Annotated in this window: 22 protein-coding genes; 6 read left to right on the forward strand and 16 right to left on the reverse strand. The window is 61.8% G+C overall.

What is annotated here, in order from left to right; translation table 11 throughout:
• Positions 1 to 35: 35 nt before the first annotated feature.
• The 5 genes from AC245Y_RS13440 to AC245Y_RS13460 form a co-directional block, all read right to left on the reverse strand.
• Complete coding sequence (locus AC245Y_RS13440) at positions 36 to 1,529, reverse strand: right-handed parallel beta-helix repeat-containing protein (protein WP_017994516.1); 1,494 nt, start codon at positions 1,527 to 1,529, stop codon at positions 36 to 38.
• A gap of 376 nt (positions 1,530 to 1,905) precedes the next feature.
• Positions 1,906 to 2,877, reverse strand: a complete 972-nt coding sequence (locus AC245Y_RS13445) for an IS110 family RNA-guided transposase (RefSeq protein ID WP_017992870.1) — start codon at positions 2,875 to 2,877, stop codon at positions 1,906 to 1,908.
• A gap of 271 nt (positions 2,878 to 3,148) precedes the next feature.
• Entirely contained in the window at positions 3,149 to 4,636 is a 1,488-nt protein-coding gene (locus AC245Y_RS13450) for a right-handed parallel beta-helix repeat-containing protein (RefSeq protein ID WP_017994517.1), read from the reverse strand.
• 522 nt (positions 4,637 to 5,158) lie between these two features.
• Positions 5,159 to 6,130, reverse strand: a complete 972-nt coding sequence (locus tag AC245Y_RS13455) for a DMT family transporter (RefSeq protein WP_017994518.1) — start codon at positions 6,128 to 6,130, stop codon at positions 5,159 to 5,161.
• A gap of 87 nt (positions 6,131 to 6,217) precedes the next feature.
• The gene (locus tag AC245Y_RS13460) at positions 6,218 to 6,424 is read right to left on the reverse strand and encodes a hypothetical protein (protein WP_017994519.1); all 207 of its coding nucleotides are present in this window, start codon (positions 6,422 to 6,424) and stop codon (positions 6,218 to 6,220) included.
• Positions 6,425 to 6,458: 34 nt separating this feature from the next.
• Between AC245Y_RS13460 and AC245Y_RS13465 the strand changes: the two genes are divergently transcribed.
• The 4 genes from AC245Y_RS13465 (at position 6,459) to AC245Y_RS13480 (ending at position 8,800) form a co-directional block, all read left to right on the forward strand.
• Positions 6,459 to 7,355, forward strand: coding sequence for a helix-turn-helix domain-containing protein (locus AC245Y_RS13465; protein WP_026157408.1), 897 nt, complete (start codon positions 6,459 to 6,461; stop codon positions 7,353 to 7,355).
• A 69-nt stretch (positions 7,356 to 7,424) separates the two neighbouring features.
• The gene (locus AC245Y_RS13470) at positions 7,425 to 7,694 is read left to right on the forward strand and encodes a nuclear transport factor 2 family protein (protein WP_017994521.1); all 270 of its coding nucleotides are present in this window, start codon (positions 7,425 to 7,427) and stop codon (positions 7,692 to 7,694) included.
• 37 nt (positions 7,695 to 7,731) lie between these two features.
• Complete coding sequence (locus tag AC245Y_RS13475) at positions 7,732 to 7,848, forward strand: hypothetical protein (RefSeq protein WP_409566178.1); 117 nt, start codon at positions 7,732 to 7,734, stop codon at positions 7,846 to 7,848.
• Between the two features lie 73 nt (positions 7,849 to 7,921).
• Positions 7,922 to 8,800, forward strand: coding sequence for an NmrA family NAD(P)-binding protein (locus AC245Y_RS13480; RefSeq protein ID WP_012758032.1), 879 nt, complete (start codon positions 7,922 to 7,924; stop codon positions 8,798 to 8,800).
• Between the two features lie 97 nt (positions 8,801 to 8,897).
• Here the strand turns inward: AC245Y_RS13480 and AC245Y_RS13485 are convergent, their stop codons facing one another.
• The 6 genes from AC245Y_RS13485 to AC245Y_RS13510 all read right to left on the reverse strand — a co-directional run bounded on the left by AC245Y_RS13485 (position 8,898) and on the right by AC245Y_RS13510 (position 15,884).
• Complete coding sequence (locus tag AC245Y_RS13485; RefSeq protein ID WP_017994522.1) at positions 8,898 to 10,100, reverse strand: ABC transporter permease; 1,203 nt, start codon at positions 10,098 to 10,100, stop codon at positions 8,898 to 8,900.
• Between the two features lie 4 nt (positions 10,101 to 10,104).
• The gene (locus tag AC245Y_RS13490; RefSeq protein WP_012758034.1) at positions 10,105 to 11,244 is read right to left on the reverse strand and encodes an ABC transporter permease; all 1,140 of its coding nucleotides are present in this window, start codon (positions 11,242 to 11,244) and stop codon (positions 10,105 to 10,107) included.
• The gene (locus AC245Y_RS13495) at positions 11,241 to 11,945 is read right to left on the reverse strand and encodes an ABC transporter ATP-binding protein (protein ID WP_017994523.1); all 705 of its coding nucleotides are present in this window, start codon (positions 11,943 to 11,945) and stop codon (positions 11,241 to 11,243) included. The genes AC245Y_RS13490 and AC245Y_RS13495 overlap by 4 nt, the downstream gene beginning before the upstream one ends.
• Positions 11,942 to 13,174, reverse strand: a complete 1,233-nt coding sequence (locus tag AC245Y_RS13500; RefSeq protein ID WP_245274019.1) for an efflux RND transporter periplasmic adaptor subunit — start codon at positions 13,172 to 13,174, stop codon at positions 11,942 to 11,944. Before AC245Y_RS13500 ends, AC245Y_RS13495 begins: the two co-directional genes overlap by 4 nt.
• Positions 13,175 to 13,567: 393 nt before the next feature.
• The gene (locus AC245Y_RS13505; protein WP_017994525.1) at positions 13,568 to 14,641 is read right to left on the reverse strand and encodes a helix-turn-helix domain-containing protein; all 1,074 of its coding nucleotides are present in this window, start codon (positions 14,639 to 14,641) and stop codon (positions 13,568 to 13,570) included.
• Between the two features lie 262 nt (positions 14,642 to 14,903).
• Positions 14,904 to 15,884 carry an SDR family oxidoreductase gene (locus AC245Y_RS13510; protein ID WP_017994526.1) on the reverse strand — a complete coding sequence of 327 codons (981 nt, stop codon included), beginning with the start codon at positions 15,882 to 15,884 and terminating at the stop codon, positions 14,904 to 14,906.
• Positions 15,885 to 16,144: 260 nt separating this feature from the next.
• Here AC245Y_RS13510 and AC245Y_RS13515 point away from each other — a divergent pair, with 260 nt between their 5' ends.
• A complete protein-coding gene (locus AC245Y_RS13515) occupies positions 16,145 to 16,321 on the forward strand; it encodes a hypothetical protein (protein ID WP_017994527.1) in 177 nt (58 codons plus the stop codon).
• Between the two features lie 8 nt (positions 16,322 to 16,329).
• Positions 16,330 to 16,704 carry a VOC family protein gene (locus AC245Y_RS13520; RefSeq protein ID WP_017994528.1) on the forward strand — a complete coding sequence of 125 codons (375 nt, stop codon included), beginning with the start codon at positions 16,330 to 16,332 and terminating at the stop codon, positions 16,702 to 16,704.
• Between the two features lie 25 nt (positions 16,705 to 16,729).
• Here AC245Y_RS13520 and AC245Y_RS13525 read toward each other — a convergent pair whose 3' ends face one another.
• The 5 genes from AC245Y_RS13525 to AC245Y_RS13545 form a co-directional block, all read right to left on the reverse strand.
• Positions 16,730 to 17,311 (reverse strand): dienelactone hydrolase family protein, encoded by a 582-nt coding sequence (locus tag AC245Y_RS13525; protein WP_017994529.1) that lies wholly within the window; start codon positions 17,309 to 17,311, stop codon positions 16,730 to 16,732.
• A gap of 203 nt (positions 17,312 to 17,514) precedes the next feature.
• Complete coding sequence (locus tag AC245Y_RS13530) at positions 17,515 to 19,035, reverse strand: FAD-dependent monooxygenase (RefSeq protein ID WP_017994530.1); 1,521 nt, start codon at positions 19,033 to 19,035, stop codon at positions 17,515 to 17,517.
• A 553-nt stretch (positions 19,036 to 19,588) separates the two neighbouring features.
• Positions 19,589 to 20,374 carry an ATP-grasp domain-containing protein gene (locus tag AC245Y_RS13535; protein WP_017994531.1) on the reverse strand — a complete coding sequence of 262 codons (786 nt, stop codon included), beginning with the start codon at positions 20,372 to 20,374 and terminating at the stop codon, positions 19,589 to 19,591.
• 69 nt (positions 20,375 to 20,443) lie between these two features.
• Complete coding sequence (locus AC245Y_RS13540) at positions 20,444 to 20,809, reverse strand: cytochrome C oxidase subunit IV family protein (protein WP_017994532.1); 366 nt, start codon at positions 20,807 to 20,809, stop codon at positions 20,444 to 20,446.
• A 7-nt stretch (positions 20,810 to 20,816) separates the two neighbouring features.
• Positions 20,817 to 21,536 carry a heme-copper oxidase subunit III family protein gene (locus AC245Y_RS13545; protein ID WP_017994533.1) on the reverse strand — a complete coding sequence of 240 codons (720 nt, stop codon included), beginning with the start codon at positions 21,534 to 21,536 and terminating at the stop codon, positions 20,817 to 20,819.

A 21,536-nucleotide genomic window follows, 5' to 3' on the forward strand; every position in this document is an offset into this window, starting at 1 on the left:
GCGATGATGCAAGCCGTTTGCTGCCGGCGTCCCTATCAGATCAGCAGGTCATCGACATGGATGGAGATGCTCAGTGTATCCGTGTCGAAATGTAGCGAAGTCCCATCGGAGATCTTGTAGTGGAAGGTGTCGCTCACCTCTCCGCGAAGCCCGGCGAGCTTCGCCGCGTCGACCGTATAGCTATAGTCGCCATCACCGTCGACATGGATGGTGCCGTATTGGCCGGTCAGCGTCACGCCGTCCTTGTTGACGAACTCGCCCTCGAAGCGGCGAAGCAGCAGGGTTCCATTGGCCGAGCTGTCGTTTTCGAGGAGATTGCCGTAATGGGCGGCGTCCAGGTCGGAGGTGATTTTCAGGCTGTCATGGGTTGCGACAAGCGCAGGCGCCGTGTCCGTGTGCGTCACATCGCCGACCGCGAGACTATCGCTGCTCGCAAGCATCGTCGCCTGGGCCTCGTTGAGCGTCGTGTTGTTGCTGACGGGAAAGGTGTTCGCGGCGATGATGGCAGGCGATATGCTGTAGGGCGTGACATCGCTGGCGATGACATTGTCGTGGAAGGAGCCGGATGCCGGTCTGTCGACCTTCAGCGCCGCTGAGGACAGGTCATCGAAAACGTTGCCGTAGATATTGATATCTACGCGAACGTAACTGGTCGTGCCGGCGGCACTGATCGCCACGCCCCATACGCCGTCATGGATGTAATTGCCCGATATATCATAGTCCCGCGTATTGCCCTGATCGCCGAGACCGATGGCATAGGACCAGCTGTAGCCGCCATAACCTGAAATATCGTTGTCGTGAATAGCGACGTTGGTGCCGGCTTGCGCGCCGATCCCAAATCCGCCACCGATGATCGCGTTGTCCTCGACCAAGGCATTTACGGGCCGAACGAGCGCGATTACGCCCTTCGGCGTAGCTGCGCCCGTCTGGTCAAGGTAATTGCCGCTGATCACAATATTGCTGCTGTCGTTCATCTGGACGGCATCTGCCGCGGTGCCGTGGGCATTGGTGACGGTGTTGTTGAGAAAATTGACGCCGTTGACTTTTTCGATCCAGACGCCATCGCCGTTGACGTCGTTGATCGTGCTGTTTTCGATGGTGATGTTCGAGCCGGTCCGGAAGGTGATCGATCCTGACTTGCCCGCCAGTCCGGTGTGATCGACCTCGACATTGCGGACCGTCCAGTTCGAAACAGAGCCGCCATAGATGGCCGCACCGCCGGTGTCGGAGATCTTGATGTTCTCGATGACGATGTTCGATGCATAGAGGCTGTGGATGCCGTCGTTGGGGCTATGGATGACCGGCGCATCGCCGACCCCGTAGCTGCCGATGGTGATCGGGGCATTCACTGTGCCGGAATATTTCAGGTCGAGCTGGTCGTTGAACACGCTTCCGGCGGCGAGCAGCACGCTGTCGCCCGGCTGCAGCTTCAGGTTTTCCACCGCCCAGAACGATGCAAACGGCGTGTCCTCGCTCGTTCCACTGTTGCCGTTGGAGCCTATTGCCGGATTCACATAATAGATTGCCATATCGCCTTGTTCTCGAATTGCCGCGCAGCCGTCTGGATCGGCTGCGACGCGTGGATCGGATGCGGTCGGGGCTAAAGGCCATGTTCAAGAAGGTCTTCGATATTGCCTTCACGGCGGTTGGCAGACCCTGTGGGCCTGCCTTGGTCCCGAGAAGCGCCTGGCGGTGGCTGCATCCTCGAGACTACAACTTATACGTAAACAATCTACACAACAACGACCGAAAGGTGAACGAACGGTATCGTACGCCTCGGCGACGAATGGTCGTGGGAGGAGCAGCGTCCTGTTTCAGGTCAGTCGCAAGCCAGAAAGGTTGAGGCCGTGTGGCATGCCCCTTACCCTCACCCGGCGGCAGCCGGATGAGAATCTGTGTTGGTTGTCAAGGGGGATTTGGGGTCCAGAGGCGATCCTGAGATAGAAGGCAGTTTGCCAGAACGAGCAATTTACGCATGACGGCGACCAAGATGACCTTCGCTGGTTTTCCTGCGGCTTTGAGTGTGTCTGCGAAACGAGCAAGGGTGGGATTGTAGCGACAGGCAGACAAGGCGGCCATGTAGAGCGCGCGCCGGGGTGCGGGCCTGCCGGCGCGGATGGAACGACGTCCGGTTCGGGCACCGCTGTCGTTAGCGATTGGGGCAAGCCCTGCCAGCATGGCGGCCTGCTTGCCCGAACAACTGCCCAACTCGTCCATGCCGGCCATCAATGCCAGGGCCGTGACGCGGCCGATGCCGGGAATGGAGGTGAGGATCTCGGCCTTGCGGTAGAGCTGCGGATCCTCGCCGACACGTCGCTCGATCTCTTTGTCGAGACGTTCGACATGCTGTTCCAGCCGACGCACGAGGCGGTTGAGTTCGCCGCGCAGAAGGGCGGTGGTGGCAGTCTTGCTGCGGTTCTGCAGGGCGGTGATGTCGCATTTGGCTGCCGATCGTGCATTGACCAGCTCCTGCAAGGCCTCAACGTGAGGACTTGGCGGCGTGTCGGCCGGCGGGCGCAGGCTCTCGGCCAGGAGCGCCAGGAAACGGGCATCGAGACGGTCGGTCTTGGCGAGATAGCCGCAGGCACGGGCAAACATGCGGGCGCGCAGCGGATCGACCACGGCGACGGCAAAGCCATCGAGCCAAAGCGAGCGATGGGCGGGGCGATGGAACTTGCCGGTTGCCTCCATCACGATGCTTTTGGGCCGATGCCTGGCCAGCAGCCGTTTCAGCTGGCGGATGCCGGTCTTGTCATTGCTAAACCGCCGGCTTTCGCCCAGCGGATGCAGATGAATATCGAGCCACTCTTTACTCACGTCCACACCGGCATAAACTACCGGCATCGCGTCTTCTTGGAACGAAACCTTGCCTTGCATGCGGGACTTGCTCCCCATCATCTGTTCAGGACAAACGCGAGGACGGCCGGACCAATCTCATCCCCGGTTCAAGCCAAGGGGCCTGCGGTCCCGGCCGTCCGCACTCCGGCGGATGGCCATCCGCCGGAGTGCGCACCAATCATCCAACAATCAGTGCAAATTGAACATGCAAGGGGCGCTGGGGAGCCATTTGGTGGCAGGAGCAACGCTTCCCCAGGGAGTCTTACCCGGAAGCAACGCCTCCCCGGCGTAGTGCCGAGGCACGCTCACCTCAGCTCAGCAAACCATCCAGGTGGATGAAGACGGTCAGCGTGTCCCCGTCGCTGTGATGCGAGGTTCCATCGTTGATCCCGTAGCTGAACGACTCGCTCACATGTCCGCTATGGTCAGGGAGCTTCGTTTCATCGAGCGTGTAGGCATAGTTACCTTCCCGGTCCACGTGGATGTCACCGTATTCCCCGGTCAGCGTCAGGCCGTGCTTGCCGACGGTTTCGTCCCCGAAGCGACGAAGCACCAGGGTGTCATTGTCCGAGCTGTCGTTTTCGAGGAGATTGCCGTGATGGGCAGCACCCGTATCGGTCCGGATCTTCAAATTGTCATGGACAGCGACAACCGCCGGATCCACGACCGCCTCCGTCGCTGCGGCAGTCTTGGCAACTGGGCTCGCCAGCGCCGTCTCGACATTGGCGATCGTATGGTTGTTGCTGACGGAGAAGGTGTGCGCGTCGACGATGGAAGGGGATATGCTGGTGGCCTTGGTGCCGGTCTCGATCGTATTGTTGGAAAAGGAGCCGGATGCCGGCCTGTCGACCTTTAACGCCGCCTGTGAGAGGTCGTCGAAGACATTGTCGTGGACCTTGATATTCGTGCGGACATAGCTCGGGCTGCCAGCGGCGCTGATGACCACGCCCCAAGCGCCGTCATGGATGTGGTTGCCCGCGATATCGTAGTCTCGCGTATTGCCCGTGTCGCCGAGACCGACGGCGAAGGACCAGCTGTAGCCGTGAAATCCCGATATGTCGTTGTCGCGGATGGCGACGTTCTTGCCCGCCTGGGCGCTGACGCCGAAGCCGCCGCCCGTGATCACATTGTCCTCGACCACGGCATTCACCGGCCTGACGAGCGCGATGACGCCCTTCGGGCTATCGGCATGCGTCTGGTCGAGATGATTGCCCTTGATCAGAATGTTGCTGCTGTCGTTCACCTGCACGCCATCGGCCGTCGCGCCATGGGCGTTGGTGACGGTGTTGTTGAGAATCTTGATGCCGTTGACCTTCTCGATCCAGAAGCCGTCGCCTTTGACGCCCGATATCGTGCTGTCTTCGACCGTGACGTTCTTGCTGCTCCGGAAGGTGACGGCACCTGCGTTTTCCGACAATCCCGTCTTGGCGATCTCGACGTCGCGGACCGTCCAGTTCGTGACACTGCCGCCATAAATGCCCGCACCCCCGGTATTCGATATCTTCACGTTCTCGATGACGATGTTCGAGGCATAGAGACTGTGGATGCCGTCGCCGCTGCTGTGGATGACGGGTGCCGCACCCGTCCCGTAACTGCCGATCTTGATCGGCGCACTCTCGGTGCCGGAATATTTGATATCGAACTGCTCGTTGAACACGCTCCCCTTGGCAAGAAGCACGCTGTCGCCCGGTTTCAGCTTCAAGGATTCCACTTTGGACAAAGTCGCAAAAGCCGATGTCTGGCCCGTTCCGCTGTTGCGGTCGGAGCCACTCGCTGAGTTCACATAGTAGACTGTCATATCGCCATGTTGCCCTGTTCGTCGGATCGCTATGTCGCCGCCGGGATCGTCCAGGATCGGCCGATCGGATGCGGCGGGGGGCAACCGGCCACGGCAAGAAGGCGATAAGATGTTGTCAATGGGGCAGCGGGCGGGTTCGCGAGCCTCATTCCACAGGCAATTGCCTGGTGTGACGAAAGTTACAACTTGGGCCGAGAAATCGGCGACTTCGAGGTGAATAAATCGCGGCGTGTTTGCGCGAGGCGCACGTCGCCTTCGGTCTGTACGCCATGTGATTCTTGCCTTCGCTTGCGCTCAAGGCGTGAGGAGCGCCAGCGACGAACGCCTTGAGCGTAAGCGAAAGGCGCACTCCAAGGTGAAACCCTAACCCCCTCACCCTCAAAGCCGAGGTCAGCGGCAACCATGTCGCAGCGATGGGGAGACCTCAGGCCCTACAGCGCCGCGCGTCTTTTCAGACGCGCGGCGCTGTAGCACTTTGAATTACTGCATAATTTTATCCTTAAATCGATCCCGATTTAGGAATTATGCAGTAGCCGCTTCGGCCTTGATCTTCGGCTTCAGCAGGATGATGAGAAGCAAGCCGGCAATGATGAGTGCCGCGCCTTCGAGGTGATAGCGTTGCAACTGCTCGCCGAGGATCAGATAGGCGAGCACGGCGATGAAGATGGTCTGAATGTAGAGGAGGACACCCGCCCGAGCCGCTCCCAGGGCCTCGATACTACGATTGAAGAGGTAGTACATGACCGCCCCGCCGGGGATCGCGACATAGGCGAGCGCGATGAGCCCGCTGCCGTTGAGCGTCGAGCGCTCGTCTGAGAATAGCTCGAACAGGTAGAAGGGCAGCGCCGTCAGCACCGCCGCGCCGAGCAGCAGCACCAGGAGCGCAAGGCGATTCATGTCGAATTTCGCCCGGCGGAGCAGGACGGTATAGAGACTGAAACAGAACGCGCCGGCGACGATCCACAGTTCACCCGAGTTGAAGTCGAGCCGCATCAGCGCGGCCGGACTGCCCTTGATGATGATGACCACGATCCCGAGAAAGGCCAAGATCGATCCGATCACCTGCCAGCGTCCCATAGGCTCGGCCAGCATCAAACGGGCAAGGATCATGGTGATGATCGGGATCAGGGCGATAATGATGCCGGCAGTGGTGGCATCGGCATGTTCGAGGCCGACGAAAATCATGCCCTGGCAGATCGCCAGTCCCACACCGCCAATCGCAAGCAGTTCGAGGGCGCGAGCCCGCACCAGCGCGACCATGTCGCCGAAATGCCGGCGCACGATCGGCATCAGGATCGCGAAGGCGATCAGCACGCGCCAGAAGCAGAGCGCCCAGGGCGGCATCTCAGTAGAAACCCATTTCGCCGCGATATAGACGCCGGCCGACAGCAGCCAGCAGAGAACGCCCACGGAATAGGCGGCGGCAAGCGAATTGCCTGCCGCCTGTTCCGTCCCGACCGTGTCGCGATGGACCGCCAAGACATTCATTGCCATGGCTCAGTTATGCCACAGTTTCCGTGGGCTGCACAGATGGGCGGCGGCGCTCCGCCTGTTGTGAGAACAACACCCCCTGGATGCCGTTCACCTTGGTCCGGAGTCCTCGCCACCGTCGTGCAAGGACAAGCGCGGTTGCCGTGTCGCGGCAAGCGCCAGCAGGACACCGCCGAGGATGGCGAGGCCGAGCAGGCCGGCGGTCGGGGCGGCGTCGGCTTCGCGCCAGAAGCAGGCATCTAGGTAAAGCCACCGCTCAGTTGATGCGTTGCTGCGAAGACGATTGAGGGATAGCATTGTTCAAAACGTTGAGGCTTGAGCACATCCGGATATGACACTCCTCTCCCTGCAGCCTTCGCCTGACATTGTCCTTTCAAGCGCCGGAAGAGCGTGGAGCGGGCTCGATGCCGCTCTCCTGCGTGTTCCGCGTGGGCTGTCACGCGTTCGGGACGGTGAACTGCACAGTCTGGGGATCCACGTCGGCCCTCCCGTCAGGGCGGATTGCTCCTGTGGCGGCAAACGGATGCGGCGCTTGCAGAGGCATGGCGACATCGATTTCGTTCCAGCGGGAATGGACGGCTCCTGGGAGGACGATGCGGACTGCCAGATTCTGCGGTTGAGCCTTCGCCCATCGCTCCTGGACCAGGTTGCCGAGGATCTTGGAAGAGATGCCGCCATGGTCGATCTGATCCCCCGGCTTCAACTTCGCGACGCCCGCATCGAAGCGATCGGTTGGGCCATAAAGGCGGATCTCGAGGCCGATACGCCATCTGATCCGCTCTACATCGATCATCTCGCGAACGCATTGGCGGTCCGGCTGATTGAAACCGCCGATGGCGGCCGGCAGCACTCGGAACGCTCCGGCGCAGCAAAAATGTCGACGCGCCAGCTGCGAATGCTGACCGATTTTATCGAGACGAACCTTGATCGGAAACTTCATCTTGCCGATCTGGCGACGGTCGCAGGTGTCAGCATGACTCGTCTCAAAACACTGTTTCGAAACAGCACCGGAACGCCAGTGCATCAATATGTGATCCGTCGCCGCATTGAATATGCACGCGCGCTGATCGCCACGACGACGATGCCGGCAAGCGAGGTCGCTCTTGCCGCCGGTTTTGCCCATCAGAGCCATATGGCCTCGACGATGCGCCGTATCCTCGGCCAGACGCCGGGCGAGATCGCTCGCCAGGCAAGCGAAATCCGACCGAAATTGCAAAGAACCGCCTGAATCTGTGCGACGGATTGCGAACGGCTCCCTACTCCTTGCCCGTCTTCAGCAGGGAAAGGAGTTCAGGGAATGTCATCAAGTCTTGCACACACCGAATCCGGGACATCGCAGCCCGTCCAGCTCGTCAAGGAATTCTTCGACGCGACCGTGGCGACGCCGGACGGTTTCTGGAATTCGTTCGACGCATACTTCACCGAGGCGACCGTCTGGGAGAATGTCGGCGTCGCCACCACAGTCGGGCCTGTCGAAGCCCGGAATTTCGCGCGCGCGTTTCCGGTAAAATTCGACCATTTGCGGGTCGAGGATCTCGTCCTTTCCGGCGCCGGCGATCGGGTCTGAACGGCTCGATCATTTCTGCCGGCCGGACGGCTCGATCATTCTTACGGTCCGGGCGCTCGGGGTCTTGGAGATCGAGGGCAAAAAGATCGCACGTTGGCGCGATTACTTCGACACCGCCGGCTTTGCTGCAGCTTTAGGGGCGCAGCCTGATTAGGCCACGGCGCTCAAATCATGCCGAACGACCGCCGACCCCTTGGTCGTTTCTCACCATAACCAGGACATCAAATATGTTTGCAATTGTCGGAGCCGCCGGAAAGGTGGGCTATTCAACATCATTGGCACTGCGCAAGGCGGGCCTGCCGGTCAGAGCGATTCTGCGCGACGAGGCAAAGGCAGCGCCGCTCAGCGAAATCGGCTGCGAGATTGCGCTCGCCGACCTGCGGGATCCCGCAGCGCTCGCCAGGTCGATTGCCGGTGCGGATGCCGTCCAGGTCATCCTCCCACCCCCGCTACGGGCCGAGGACGCGGTCGGCGAAATGCGGCAATCGATCGAAGGCCTTGCCGAGGCGCTCGGGCAAGCGCGCCCGAAACGGGTGCTGGCAATTTCCGACTACGGCGCTCATATCGCCGAAGACGTCGGAATGCCCACTATGTTCCGGGTGTTCGAGGAGCGGCTTCGCCAACTCGATGCCCACAAGATCTTCCTGCGATCGGCCGAACATATGGAAGGATGGGGCCTCGTCATTCCGGTCGCCATTGCGTCAGCTACCCTGCCGAGCTTTCACGACCCGGTCGACATGAAGTTCCCAACGATTTCGGCGGCAGACCTCGGCTTGATTGCCGCGGGCTTGCTGCTGCAGCCCGCCACCGAGGAAAACCCGCAGGTTGTTCATGCCGAAGGACCGCGCCGGTACAGCGCCAATGATGTGGCGGCGGCGCTGAGCCAGCTGCTTGGCCGAACAGTTGAAGCACAGGCCGTGCCCCGCTCGCAATGGAAGGAGAGCTTTGAGCGCGCCTTGAGCCCGAGCGCCACCGAACTGCTGATCAACCTCTACGACGCTCACAACAAAGGCGGGCTGATCGACATCGAACCACAGACAGGCGAAGTTCGCCATGGCGCGACCGAACTGATCGACGCGCTCCGGCCGCTTCTTCCGCCGCAGTGACGTCGAAACCTGGCTCTTGCAGTCGAGCGGACTGCAAGAGCAATCCGCTGTTCGCAGTGATGATTTCACCCGCCAGGCAGGTTTAAGCAGCAAGCCTCTACCCTCTCGCCCGCAAAGCCGAGGTCAGCGACAGCCGTGTCGCCGCAAGTGCCGGCAACGCGCCGCCGATTATGCCGATGGCAAGTCCCAGCAGTCCGGCGGTGAGCGCGACGTCGGCGCTGACGTCGAGCTGGAAGGCCATCTTGGTATTGTCAGCGCCCATCGTACTGGCCTGCCAGCCGTTGAAGGCGAGCCATGAGGCGAGGATGCCGAGGGCGACGCCTGCGACTGAGAGAAGCACGGCCTCGACCCAGGTGGCAGTGAAGGCCGGCAGGCGGCCGAAGCCGAGCAGGCGCAGCGTGGCGATTTCGACCGTGCGGTCGGAGACCGAACTCATCATCGTGTTCAGCGCGCCAGCGGTGGCGCCGACCGCCATCAACAGCGCCAGCGGCCAGCCGAACAGGCGGATGAGGCTCGCGGTACGCTCAGATTGCGCGGCATAAAGATCGGCCTCGGAGACGGCGGTGAGCGGCGCACCGGGAAATACGGAGAGATGCTCCTGCAACACAGGCAACCCGCCTGCCCCCGCAAGCCGCACGCGCAGGCTCTGCACCTGCCCCTGCCGATCGAAGGCCGATTGCACCGCCTCCAGATCCGCCCAGATCTCGGATTCGAAGGCGCTGCCGCCTGACGTGAAATGCCCGACGACCGTCCAGTCGACCGCGCCGAGTCGCACCTTGTCGCCGACGGCGAAGCCGGAGAATTCATCGGCGATGCGGGCGCCAACGACGATATCGCGGGCGCCTGGTGAAAACAGCCTGCCCGCCGACAGCGTGGCGCGGTCGCGCAAGCCGGGGCCGGCCAGATCCATGCCCCGCAGCGACAGCGTCTGATCGGCGCCGTCGCTTGCCCTAGTGACATCGACGGCAACGACGATCTCGCGCGACAGCGCCAGGCCGCCCGCGGCATTCCGCGCCACGCCGATCCCGCCGGTTGCGGCGGTCAGGCTGCGGATCGCTTCGGCCGGCACATCCGAGCCGGTCTCCTGGTTGGTGCCGCCGCCGAGAATGACGGCGATGCCGGTCGAACCCGCGCCTTGAAGGGCTGCCTCAAAGCCCCTGGCCATGGCGAGAAAACCCGCAAGCACCGCCACCACGAGCGCCACCGAGAGTACCATCGACAGCGAGATCCACAGCCGCCGCGGCAGGCTGCCGAGATTGACTCTGATCATGAGAAAGATCTGCTTGAGCGTTGATGACATTCGACTATCTCGTTCTGAAAGCGTTGACGATGGGCAGGCGCATGGCATTGGCGGCAGGCAGCAATCCAGTCAGGAGGCCGAGACCGGCGATGATGGCGACGGATTTCAGCAGCACGGACGAGGTGAAGGCGAGGCCGAATTCCGGCCCGGCAAACAGCGTCGCGAGCTTGGCGAGAACGAGCCCACCCGCCCCGCCGACGGCGAAGACGAACAGTGTCTCGCCGAGGATCAACGCAATGATCCGCCCCCTGGAAAAGCCGAGCACCTTCATGACGCCGATCTCGAAGCTGCGCTCCCTCACGGCAAAGAGCATGGTGTTGACCACGATCATCAGGATCGTCACGAAGGCGGCGCCGACGACGAGGCTGACGATCAGGCCGATATCGGCGAACTGCCGCAAGAAAGCCTCGAGGAACTGCTTTTCTGATTGAGTGCGCGTCGGTGCCGCCGAATTGGCAAACAGCGCGTCGATTCTTGCCGCCAGCACGGCGGATGAAACGCCCGATCGCGGTCGCACCACGAAGCCATCGACTGTATCCTTGCCGCGGGCGCGCGCCGCATTGACGGCATCATAGCGGGCGATCATGAAATAGGTGTCGGTGCTGGCGTCGGCCCCCTCGAAGATGCCGGAGATCTCAAAACTCCAGTTGCGGCTGCCGTCTTCCCTTGTCAGGTGGCTGGTGACGCCGATGCGCTGGCCGACCGACCAGCCCTGCGCCTCCGCCAGCGCCCGGCCGACCAGCACCCGGTCACGGCCCTCTTCCAGCGCTGATATCAGCTGCGGCGTCAGCCTGAGCTCGTCGCCATTGGCCGCGGCGATCAATCGTGGATCGACCGCGCTCGTCATCACGACATTCTTCTCGACATCGACGAAGCCCCGCATGCGCGTCATGTAGGCGACGGCGGCGACATCGCTATCGGCGGCGATCCTGTTGAGATAGCCAAGCGGCAGCGGCTGCGCCCGCCCCGATCTGTTGAAGACGCCGAGCAGCGTATCGCTCGCCCCGGCCGCCCCTTGCGAGCCGCTGAGAAAGCTCGCCGTCAGCCCATAGATCAGGAAGGCGACGCCGACCGAGAACATCAGAAGCGTGGCCCTGAGCGGCTTGCGCCAAGCATTGCGGCGCATCAGCTGGAAGAAGGTCATTGGGCCAACCTTTCCTGCTCAACGAATTCGCCCTTATTGAGATGCAGCGTGCGCCGGGCAAAGGAAGCCGCCTCGGGATCATGCGTCACCATAATGATGGTCTTCCGCAGTTCTCGATTAAGAAAGCCGAGCATCTCAAGGATATCATTCGCCGATTTCCGATCCAGATCCCCGGTCGGCTCGTCGCAGAGAAGCAGATCAGGATCGCTGACGATGGCGCGGGCGATGCCGACACGCTGCTGCTGCCCGCCGGACATGCTGGATGGAAACTGCCGCTGCCGCCCGGAGAGCCCGACCAGATCCATCACGGTTTCGACGCGCGCCCGCCGCTCCTTGCGCTTGAGCGGTTTCAACAGCAGCGGCAGCTCGATATTCTCGCCCGCATTCAGCATCGGCAGCAGATTGTAGAACTGGAAGACGATGCCCATGCTGTGTGCCCGCCATGCGGCTCTGGCGCCCTCGCCCATCTGCTCGAGATGGCTGCGGCCGATCCTGATCTCCCCTCCGTCGGGGCTGTCGATACCGCCTAGCATATTGAGCAGTGTCGATTTCCCCGAGCCCGACGGCCCCATGACGGCGACGAAATCGCCGCGTGCTATGGAAAGGTCGAGCCCGGAAAAGATCGGGATCGTCTCCGCGCCGATCCTGAATGCCTTCCTGACGCCGCGAAGCGCGATATAAGGTTCTTGAGTGTCGGTCATCGCTCTGCTCCTTGCTTCTGGTCTCTGGTATCCCCGGCCTGCGGCCGAAAGGTCGTAGGTCCGCCCGTGTGTGCGCCGGTGCCCGGGGGATTAGAGGCTGTGGGAACAGAGGTTGCGGCCTCACCCACCACAAGGCGGATGCGCGCGGCCATGGCGGGGCGCACGTCTGGCGGCGGCGAGGAGAGCGACAGGCGAAGCGTCACCGTCCCCTTCTCGCGCGAAATCATCGGCGCGATCTTCGATACTTCGACCGCAAAGGGCCGGTCGGGAAAGCCGTCGAGCACCGCCTCACCGCGCAAGCCTGGCCGCATCAACGCGATATTCGCCTCGGCCACATCGGCATCGATGACCATGTTCGCCATGTCCACAATCGCAAGCAGGCTTTCATTCTCCCGCACGCTGTCCTCGCGCGACAGCACGGTGTCGCCGACACGCGCGGTAAGCCGCATCACGGTGCCCGATATCGGCGCCCGGACGGCCAGTGCCTCCACCTGCTCGCGCGCCCTGTCGATATCGAGATCGGCCTTGGCCACATCCTGCCGTGCCCGCAGCACGGCATTTTCGGCAGTGTCGAACGCCGTCTTCGCCTCCTCCAGCGTCTGCGCCGACATCGCATCGCGCCCGGCCAGCCGCTCTGTGCGCGTGAGGGAAGACCGCGCCTGCGCCAATTCAATAGTCTTCGCCGCCAGCGCCAGCTCCGCCGATTGCCGGGCGATCTCGGCGCCTTGAAGCGCAAAGCGGGAGCCGGCATCATCGAGCCGCACCAGCACCTGGCCCGTTACGACCCTGTCCCCCGCCTCAACCTCGACGGCAACGATCCGACCTTCATATTTGGAGAAGATGGTGGCGATATCGGGGGCCACGACGTAGCCGGAGCCGGTGACTTCCCGTGCTGGCAGGGCCGGGTTTGCTGCTTCATCGGCAGGCAACGCCCGCCCGCGCTCGGCAGCAGCGCCGCCCTCGGCCGGCGCCTCCGGTTCACGAACAGATATCGCAGGGTCGCTGTTTGCAAAGCCCGCAAGCATGGTCTCGATGCGTTCCAGGGTTTCGGGCCGATAGAGAAGCACTACCGCCAGCGATGCCGTCGCAACAAGGGCCAGCATTGCTCCAGGAATCACCCGCCGCCGGACATGGGGCTCCGGCGGTGCCGTCTTGAAGGCCGCGGGCTCGATCGAAAGCGATCTCAGCTTGGCGGCAAGGTCTCGGTCATGTTCTGATGTCGTGTTCATGCCGCCAGAATGACCAACGGCAGCAAAACAGCGACCTCGAACGCGTTTCTGACAGTCCTCGATCGCGATTGTGTACGTGGCGCGGCAATCATCCCACAGCTTCGACCAGCGCTCATCCTGAGACTGGAGGGAGATGGCGGCTTGGAATGCGGGTGCAGGAAGTCGACGCACAGCTAACCGCAAGATTGCGGCGAGGTACATCGATCGCTCTGTGCGGCAAGGCACCCCGGGTCAGCCCTCATGGTGAGGAGGCCCGAAGGGCCGTCTCGAACCACGAGGGCGGCTGATTGCGTGGGTGCAGACTGGCTGGATGAAGCGCCGGTGGCCAGCCCCGTCCTTCGGGGTCCCTACGGGGCGCCTCAGGATCAGGCTGGAGAGAGGATAGGCGTCACTTCAGGGCGAAGCCGAAGAGACGCCGGATCCTCCCTTCCTCTCACGCCAGGCAACCGGCGTCATATCCGTAACCCGGCGGAACTCGCGGTTGAAGTTGGACTTGGTCTGGAAGCCGACCTCGAACATCACCTCGGTCACCGATTTCTGGGTCGCGGCAAGCAGCCGGCAGGCCTCGCCGATCCTGTAGTCATTGACATATTGCGAGACGTTCTTGTCCATCGCCCGGTTGATCGCCGTCGAGATTTGGCGGGCGGGAATACCGGCCTTGCGGGCCAGCCGGTCGAGATTGAGATTGGCATCACGATAGAGTTTTTTTGCCTCCATCAGCGCATCGACCGTGGCGATCGTCTCCTTGTCCTCGGTCGTTTCGGACTTCAGCACCGCCTCCACCGTCTCGGCCGGCGCCCGGCTTCGGCTGGCGGCGGCTGCCGCAATGCCGAGGATGACGAGGACGGCGAGATTGCTGACGCTGATCAGCGTCAGTGCATGCTCGCCATGCGCCCATGTGAAATCGAGAAAGACGAAGATATCGACAGAAGCCGACAGACACAGCGCCACCGCCGCGAAGATGATTGCCCGATAGGCCGGCACCGCTCCCTCGAAGGGCGCAAGCCGAAGCGCATCGGCGCCCGGCCGCATCAGAAGCAGGATCGCCAGGGCATAACCGACGAAAACAAGCACCAGCGCAATATCGATCACATCCCGCCGGAGCACCATCAACAAGAGGATGACGGCGGCAGGCACGGCATGCAGCGCAATCCGCGCCGCCAGCGGCTGCCGGCTCGTCCTCACCAGCCTGGAAACCCCGGCATAGGCAAGCGGCGGCACCATCGCCGCGGTGACGGGCGCAATCACGCCCACCGCCTGCACCCCATACCCCCAGCGCAGACCGGAGAGGACGGATTGCAGCACGGCGAGCAGGATCAGTGCCAGAAACGGCCGATTGGGCTGCGCCTCCTCGTCGCGCCTGAGGACGGTGACGAAGAGGACGAGCAGCAGAAGGGCAACGACGAAGGGAAGCGGAATGAACAGCATGGCCTGATAGGATCGGAGGGGCGAGTGGATGGCCATCATTGCCGAGATCCTCAGCCGGCGCGACCTCCATCATGTTTTAGGACGCGTTTTAGGCTGGGACTTTTGTGAGCGGCATGCCGTGATACCCTCGTTCGACCCTTCGATCACCGGCCACAAGTCTCAATCCGCGTTGAGGTCGATATGGTTGTTTTCCAGCCAACCCGACAGGCTGTCGAAATCGGCGACATCGCAAGTCCGGTAATCAGCGCAGGCACGACCGTCTGCGTCGTCTCTTTCGGAAAGTTGTTCTACGAGAGCCTGCCTAGCCGAGAGCGCTTTGTGCCGCGCAAATCCGATCGACCAAAGCATCAAGATCGCCCCTTGGCGGGCGGTTCTTGGCCAGGCGCTGCTTGAGATGCATGATCGGCTCCGCCAGAATTTCATCAAGGCTCTCGGCGCAGGTGAAGTCGCCCGCCACGCTTTTGACCTTTGAATTGTCAAAGATCGCCGACCATGCCTTGTCGCCACGCAGCGGCCCAACCCAATCCGGATTGTACCGGACCAGGGTGTCCGTCGGCACGTGTACGATCTTGGCCTCGACGCCCAACAATCTGGCGATCGTCTTTTGAATATCGTCCCAGATGTGAGCGCGATCGGAGGTGATGTGGAAGATCTCGTTCAACGCCGCCGGCTTGCCGAAAAGCCCGACAAAGGGCACCGCAAAATCAACCGAACGTGTCAGTGTCCAAGGCGTGTGGCCATCGCCCGCCACGATGGTGGGCTCGCCATCCAGCATGCGTCTTGCCATGACATCGCTGTCGCCCATCATGATGGGAAGGCCGGTGCGAACAGTGTGACTGGGACGGACGATGGTCCAGGCGAGATTCTGTGAATTTTTGAGCAGCGTCTCACAGGCAATCTTGTCCTGGCTATAGCGCCAGTAGGGGTTGATCGCCGGTGTCTGCTCGGTAATCACATAGTGGCGCGGCGGCTTTTCATAGACCGAAGCCGAAGAGATGAATATGTACTGGCCGCAGTGGCCAGCAAACACATCGATGTCACGCGCGACTTGATCGGGCGTAAAGGCAATGAACTGGCACACGACGTCATAATTGGCCTTGGCCAAGTCCGCATAGGCGGGTGCCGCGAGATCGCCGATGATCGAGGTAACTCCCGCAGGTAATGGGTCGCCTCTCAAACTGCGGTTATAGACGCTGACATGGTGACCCTGAGCCACAGCGCGCGCGACGCACGGATATGAAATCTGGCCGGTACCGCCAACAAAAAGGATTTTCAAAGACATGTGAAGAACCTCGGTGTCGGATGTGGCGGGATATGCGGTCAGTCTTCATAGCGCGAATGAAATTGGTCGTCTCCTGCAAAATCAGGCGCACCGGGTTACATCTTTTGATCGAACTGTCCCCTACCAACGTTGTGATACTCCGCATAGGTCGATCGATCGGCGTGAGGTTCGGCCGCAGCCAACCATTGCCGATAACGCAATGATCTCTATCTCAAGCGAATGACGGAGCTTATGTTTGATATCAGCAGAAGACCGCTCTCTTGACGGATTATCTGCGCTATGCAGCGGGGGCGCTGGCAGGTTTGCTGGTCGCCTTCCTCATGTCTGGCCTGTTGGCGCTGACGGAGACACCGCAGCTCGTGCTTTTTGCATTGCTGCCGGCAGTCGGCGGCGCGATCGCTGAACGCGTTTGCCATCGCCGGCACAACAATTCTTGAAGAGATCCATGGCAAGGCTGAAAGAAATCGTCATTGATTGCGACATTCCCTCGCGTGTCGCCCGGTTCTGGGCGGAGGCGCTCGATGGCTATGACGTGATGCCATATGACGACGAAGAACTGGCCCGCCTTGCCGCTCTCGGATTGACGCCCGAAACTGACCCGACCGTGATGGTCGCAGGTCCCGGAATCCGCCTTTGCTTCCACCTTCGCCAGGGGGAACGTCCTGCCCGCAACCGGCTTCATCTCGATATTGCCGCCCCCGATCGGGCCAGGGAGGTGGAACGGCTTTTATCCCTCGGAGCGAGCTTCGTCCGGGAGGCGGATGGCTACACGGTCTTGAATGATCCCGAAGGCAACAATTTCTGCGTGACGTCCGAATAGTCCGCTCCGGGCCGGAATGTCTGGATCAGACGCGATTCAGGAACTCGACCACGCGGAGGGTGAGCAGCGCGGTCGCATCCGCATCATAGGACGGCAGCGAGCTGTCGGCGAAGTAATGCTGATCGCCTGGGTACAGGAAAAGCTCCGCGTCCTCGACCTTCTCCACGATCTCGCGGGCGGCGTCGATGTCGCCCTCGCCGACAAAAATCGGATCGTTGTCCATGCCGTGGATCTGCACAGCGACGCCGTCCGGCCAGGGCCCGAAGGCCCACTCGCCGCTGATCGGCAGGCAGGAGTAGAAGAGCAGAGCCCCGCGGGCGCCGGGCCGCGTCTGCGCCAGCTTCTGCGCCGGCAGCACTCCGAACGAGAACCCGGCATAGATGAGCGTGGGCGGCAATTCGTCGGCGACGCGCACGCCGCGCTCCCGCATGGCGTCGAATCCGATCTCGCCAATATAGGCGATCCCCGCTTCGATGCTTGGGAATGTGCGCCCGTCAAACAGATCAGGCGTGTGCACGATGTGACCGGCTGCCCTGATATCGCCGGCAAACGAGCGCACACCGGGGGTCAGCCCCTGTGCGTGATGGAACAACAGGATCTCAGCCATAAGGAGCCTCCGGGCGGGACGGTCGGGCGCATCGCCACTCTACAGCGTCGCCACCTTGCCGGGAAGAGTGCGGACACGTTGCCGAAGCAACATCTGCAAACCCGCCGAAAACCGATAGGCGGGAAACCTCCTGACGCTCTACCGGACTGATAAGGTTGAAGAACCTTTCCGAGACCTGAACATCGATTGCTCCATTCATAGTTTCAGGCTTTGCCGAACCACCGCGATGCGGCCTGCGCGGCTTCCTCATTGTCAGGCACAGCCTCACCAGCCCACGCCACGAAGCCGTCGGGGCGCACGAGCAGCGCGCTCAACCCCAGCCGATCCCTGGCGTCAACGGCGACATAGGTGATCCCATTCCAGCGGCTTGCCAGCGCTTGCAGCGGTGCACCGGCGTCAAAGTCCAAAAGCAGGCCTTTGCCCTGCCTGAGGCGATCGCCGAGCTTCGTGCCGTCGGCCAGCTCGAAATCGGGAGCGCTGCGGCCGACCAGCGGGTGACTGCTGCCAAGATCGTAGCGGAGAGAAACACCCCAGACGCGCTCGGCAAAGTATGTCGCACCGTCACGCGTGTCGATCAGATCGCGGATGATGGCTTCGAGCGCGCGCGAACTCCGGCTCGGCCGCATCAGTGCGACCTGGGCGCGCGACCAGTCGAGAATCTGCGCTCCCACTGGATGCCGTTCGCAGAAATAGCTGTCGAGCAGGCCCTCCGGCGCATCGCCGCGGGTCGTCGCTGCAAGCTTCCATCCAAGATTCATCGCGTCGCCGAGCCCGAGGTTCAGGCCCTGGCCGCCCAAGGGGGAATGGATGTGCGCAGCGTCGCCCGCAAGCAGCACCTTGCCCTTGCGGTAAGCCGTCGCCTGGTAGGCGCGATCCGTCCAGGTGGTGGCAAGCTCAAGGCCCGTCACCGTGACATCGGCGCCGGAAATATGCCGCAACACCGATTGCACATGCTCGGGCGTGATCGGTTGCGTTCGGTGAAACGCGCCCCCATCGAAATCGACCATCGCGATGGTGCCGGGCTTTTGGTAGGTATACATGCCTGTCGGCGTGTAATGGCGGCCTGGGACGAGCTTCTCCGGATCGGCCATCTCGACTTGAACGGAATAGCCGGTGAACTCGGGATCGGTGCCAACGAATTCAAACCCGCCTGCCCTGCGCACGGTGCTGCGCCCGCCGTCACAACCGATGAGCCAGCCTCCGCGAAAGATCTCGCCACCCGCACGAACGGTCACGCCTTCACCCGACTGGTCGAAGCCATCGACACCGAGCCCGCGCCGGATCTCGACACCCATGGCGCTTGCGCGGGCGGCCAGGACGAATTCGAGATGCTCCATCTCGACCGCCATGCTGGTGCCGGCCGGACCTGGCAGGCGATAGGGCCACGTCGAGGTGTCGATGGTGTCGTGAAAGAACTGAATGCCGGCAAAATGGCCGCCCGGGCGACGCGGCTGCTGCATCCAATGCGCTGAAGTCCATTGATCTTTTTCGCGCTGCGGAGCCATGATGTCATCCAGCAGCCCGCGACGATAGAAGGCTTCGATGGTCGGCGCGGAAAGGCCGCGCATGCCGAACGGCAGCCGCTTCAACGAAGAATGTGGGTCTTCGGCCTGCTCCAGCACCAACACCGAGAGGCCGGCCAGCCGCAGCTCGCAGGCCAGAAACAGACCGACCGGGCCTGCACCTGAAATCACAACATCATGAATCACAAGAAAATCGGGCATGAACTACTCCTTTACGGTCGTTCGACCGGAGCAGTTCGTCGTTTCGAGAACCACACGGACGAACAGTGGGACGCTTGAGCAGCGTCCGTGTTCGTCGTGGAGAACTCATGCACGAGGCAAGGAACAGAGCTTTCGTTTCCGAAAGGACTTGGGCCAACCACACCAAATCATGCCTTTTCCGACAACGGCAACATAGCCGCCGGGCGATCGATCGGCAACAGAAGATATTCTCTTCTGAAGGCCTGACCTGACGGGGAAGGCCCTTCCGGGCGGGGTAATGCCGCTTATGCCATGTCTGACGACGTGTACAAGATTTCTTCCGCAGATGGAGGGAGCTGCGCTGATCTGCCAGTCGGCCAATTTCATCGCAGCAGCCCGGCAGAGCTGACGCTCTCCCGACTTGCCGTGTGAGACATCGGCGAACGCGAGTGCACCCTTGGGGCAGCCCCTGCGCGTGATGAAACAACAAGACCCAGCCATAAGGAGCCTACGGGGTGGGCTGGGACAGCCGGGCACACATTTTCTACAGCGCCCTCGCCTCGCCGGGAAGACGTCAGGTACGGGCTAGGCCGTCAATCGCCCTCGCTAGCTTCACGAGATCTGCGGCGTAGAACCCGGCGGCATTGAGACAGTTCGTCTCGAGCAGCTTCAGTCCCTCTTCGGTCCGACAGATATCGATGACGTAAGCTTGGGAGTAGCCGGGATTGATGTCGATCATACGCTGCCCGAAGTCCAGCGCGTCGTAATCGATCTCATGGCGGTGGACGACACGCGATCCGTCCTTGTAGAGCGAATAGGTGACGATCCGGCCGTCGACGACCCAGAGACGCCATTCGCTGAGGATGCGAACAGGCTCGGTGAGCATCAGCAGCGTGTCGTGACGAAGCGATCCGTTCGGGATTTCATCTTCGTCGAGCGTCAGCACCGTCTCCGCCATGCGGATGATCTCGCCGGTCGATTTGACGTTGCCCGGCTCCTCCTTGCTGTCGTCGACCGGGCGCAAAAACCAGTCCCTGCCGTCATCCGCCAGACGCTCGGGCACGTCTCGCAGAGTCATGAACAGCGCATCGGCGCCGTTGAGGAGGTAAGGATGCCACGCCTGTTCGTGAACGAAAGGACGCAGCTTGAAGACACCCGGCCGGTAACCGTTCGCCTCGGCGTTCTTCCACAGCGTGTAGGAGCCGAACATAACCACTGAACCCGGATCCCCAACGACCGGCTCGGGGATGAGCTCGCCGACGAACGGTACGACCTTGTGCCATGTGTAGGAGATTCCGAGCTGGTCGAGCGCCTCGGCCAGCTTGTTGGTATCTTCGAACTGCTGGAGAAGCCACTGCATTCTGTTGGATGCCTTTTAACGACTCGTTGGACGACCAGGAATCTATTTAGAGGTCATCGCATCCGATGCCTACGGCCCCGCCCCAAAGAACGCCACCCGCGTGAAGATCGTGTAGTCCGCTTCCGATACCATCAGCGCCACGAAAACCAGCACCAGCAGCGGCGGCAGCAGGATGGCGTAGACCAGCGCCAGCCGTTCCCAGGCCATGTGCATGAAGACGGCGACGATCAGCCCGGCCTTCAGCATCATGAACACGAGGATCAGCGTCCACCTCAAGTAGCTCTGGACGCCGAGATAATCGACCATGTAGGACGCCGCGCTGAGCACGAAGAGCAGGCCCCAGACGAGAAAATAGAGCCGGAGCGGATGTTGCTGTCCGGTGTGTGCCTGTACATGCGCCGTTTGCACTTGTGCATGCGCCGTTGTCTCGCTCATGACGACCTCACCACAGATAGAAAAACGCGAAGATGAAGACCCAGACCAGGTCGACGAAGTGCCAGTAGAGGCCCATGATTTCGACGGCCTCGTAGCGGCCTTTCCGGCTGGTGAAAAAGCCGCGCCGTTCCACGTCGAAATCGCCCCGCCAGACCTTGCGGGCGACGATGAGAAGGAAGATGACGCCGATCGTCACGTGGGTGCCGTGAAAGCCGGTGATCATGAAGAAGGTCGATCCGAATTGTGCCGCCCCCCACGGGTTTTCCCAGGGGCGAACGCCTTCGGTGATCAGCTTCGTCCATTCGAACGCCTGCATGCCGACGAAGCATGCTCCGAGAAGCGCCGTCAGCAGCATCAGGATCGCCGTCGTGCGGCGGTCTCGGCGATAGCCGAAATTGACTGCCATCGCCATGGTGCCGCTGCTCGAGATCAGCACGAAGGTCATGATCGCGATCAGGATCAGCGGCACGTCCTGGCCGCCGATATGGAGCGCGAAGACCTCGCTCGGATTGGGCCACGGAACGGGCGTCGACATGCGGGCGGTCATATAGGCGATCAGGAAACAGCCGAAGACGAAGGTGTCGCTGAGCAGGAAGATCCACATCATCGCCTTGCCCCAAGAGGCGGTCTTGAAGGCGCGCTGATCCGAGCTGAAATCGGACGCGACACCGCGCAGGCCTGCCGGTCTGAGGTCTGCCCCGCTGTGTGTCTCGATAGTCTGTGCCAT

The organism is Rhizobium sp. SRDI943 (assembly GCF_057653695.1).

What these genes read in the sequence shown, in the direction of transcription:
- AC245Y_RS13440 (WP_017994516.1), bottom strand. Translation starts at nt 1,529, where the DNA reads ATGGCAATCTATTATGTGAATCCGGCAATAGGCTCCAACGGCAACAGT.
- AC245Y_RS13445 (WP_017992870.1), bottom strand. Translation starts at nt 2,877, where the DNA reads ATGCAAGGCAAGGTTTCGTTCCAAGAAGACGCGATGCCGGTAGTTTAT.
- AC245Y_RS13450 (WP_017994517.1), bottom strand. Translation starts at nt 4,636, where the DNA reads ATGACAGTCTACTATGTGAACTCAGCGAGTGGCTCCGACCGCAACAGC.
- AC245Y_RS13455 (WP_017994518.1), bottom strand. Translation starts at nt 6,130, where the DNA reads ATGGCAATGAATGTCTTGGCGGTCCATCGCGACACGGTCGGGACGGAA.
- AC245Y_RS13460 (WP_017994519.1), bottom strand. Translation starts at nt 6,424, where the DNA reads ATGCTATCCCTCAATCGTCTTCGCAGCAACGCATCAACTGAGCGGTGG.
- AC245Y_RS13465 (WP_026157408.1), top strand. Translation starts at nt 6,459, where the DNA reads ATGACACTCCTCTCCCTGCAGCCTTCGCCTGACATTGTCCTTTCAAGC.
- AC245Y_RS13470 (WP_017994521.1), top strand. Translation starts at nt 7,425, where the DNA reads ATGTCATCAAGTCTTGCACACACCGAATCCGGGACATCGCAGCCCGTC.
- AC245Y_RS13480 (WP_012758032.1), top strand. Translation starts at nt 7,922, where the DNA reads ATGTTTGCAATTGTCGGAGCCGCCGGAAAGGTGGGCTATTCAACATCA.
- AC245Y_RS13485 (WP_017994522.1), bottom strand. Translation starts at nt 10,100, where the DNA reads ATGTCATCAACGCTCAAGCAGATCTTTCTCATGATCAGAGTCAATCTC.
- AC245Y_RS13490 (WP_012758034.1), bottom strand. Translation starts at nt 11,244, where the DNA reads ATGACCTTCTTCCAGCTGATGCGCCGCAATGCTTGGCGCAAGCCGCTC.
- AC245Y_RS13495 (WP_017994523.1), bottom strand. Translation starts at nt 11,945, where the DNA reads ATGACCGACACTCAAGAACCTTATATCGCGCTTCGCGGCGTCAGGAAG.
- AC245Y_RS13500 (WP_245274019.1), bottom strand. Translation starts at nt 13,174, where the DNA reads ATGAACACGACATCAGAACATGACCGAGACCTTGCCGCCAAGCTGAGA.
- AC245Y_RS13505 (WP_017994525.1), bottom strand. Translation starts at nt 14,641, where the DNA reads ATGATGGCCATCCACTCGCCCCTCCGATCCTATCAGGCCATGCTGTTC.
- AC245Y_RS13510 (WP_017994526.1), bottom strand. Translation starts at nt 15,884, where the DNA reads ATGTCTTTGAAAATCCTTTTTGTTGGCGGTACCGGCCAGATTTCATAT.
- AC245Y_RS13520 (WP_017994528.1), top strand. Translation starts at nt 16,330, where the DNA reads ATGGCAAGGCTGAAAGAAATCGTCATTGATTGCGACATTCCCTCGCGT.
- AC245Y_RS13525 (WP_017994529.1), bottom strand. Translation starts at nt 17,311, where the DNA reads ATGGCTGAGATCCTGTTGTTCCATCACGCACAGGGGCTGACCCCCGGT.
- AC245Y_RS13530 (WP_017994530.1), bottom strand. Translation starts at nt 19,035, where the DNA reads ATGCCCGATTTTCTTGTGATTCATGATGTTGTGATTTCAGGTGCAGGC.
- AC245Y_RS13535 (WP_017994531.1), bottom strand. Translation starts at nt 20,374, where the DNA reads ATGCAGTGGCTTCTCCAGCAGTTCGAAGATACCAACAAGCTGGCCGAG.
- AC245Y_RS13540 (WP_017994532.1), bottom strand. Translation starts at nt 20,809, where the DNA reads ATGAGCGAGACAACGGCGCATGCACAAGTGCAAACGGCGCATGTACAG.
- AC245Y_RS13545 (WP_017994533.1), bottom strand. Translation starts at nt 21,536, where the DNA reads ATGGCACAGACTATCGAGACACACAGCGGGGCAGACCTCAGACCGGCA.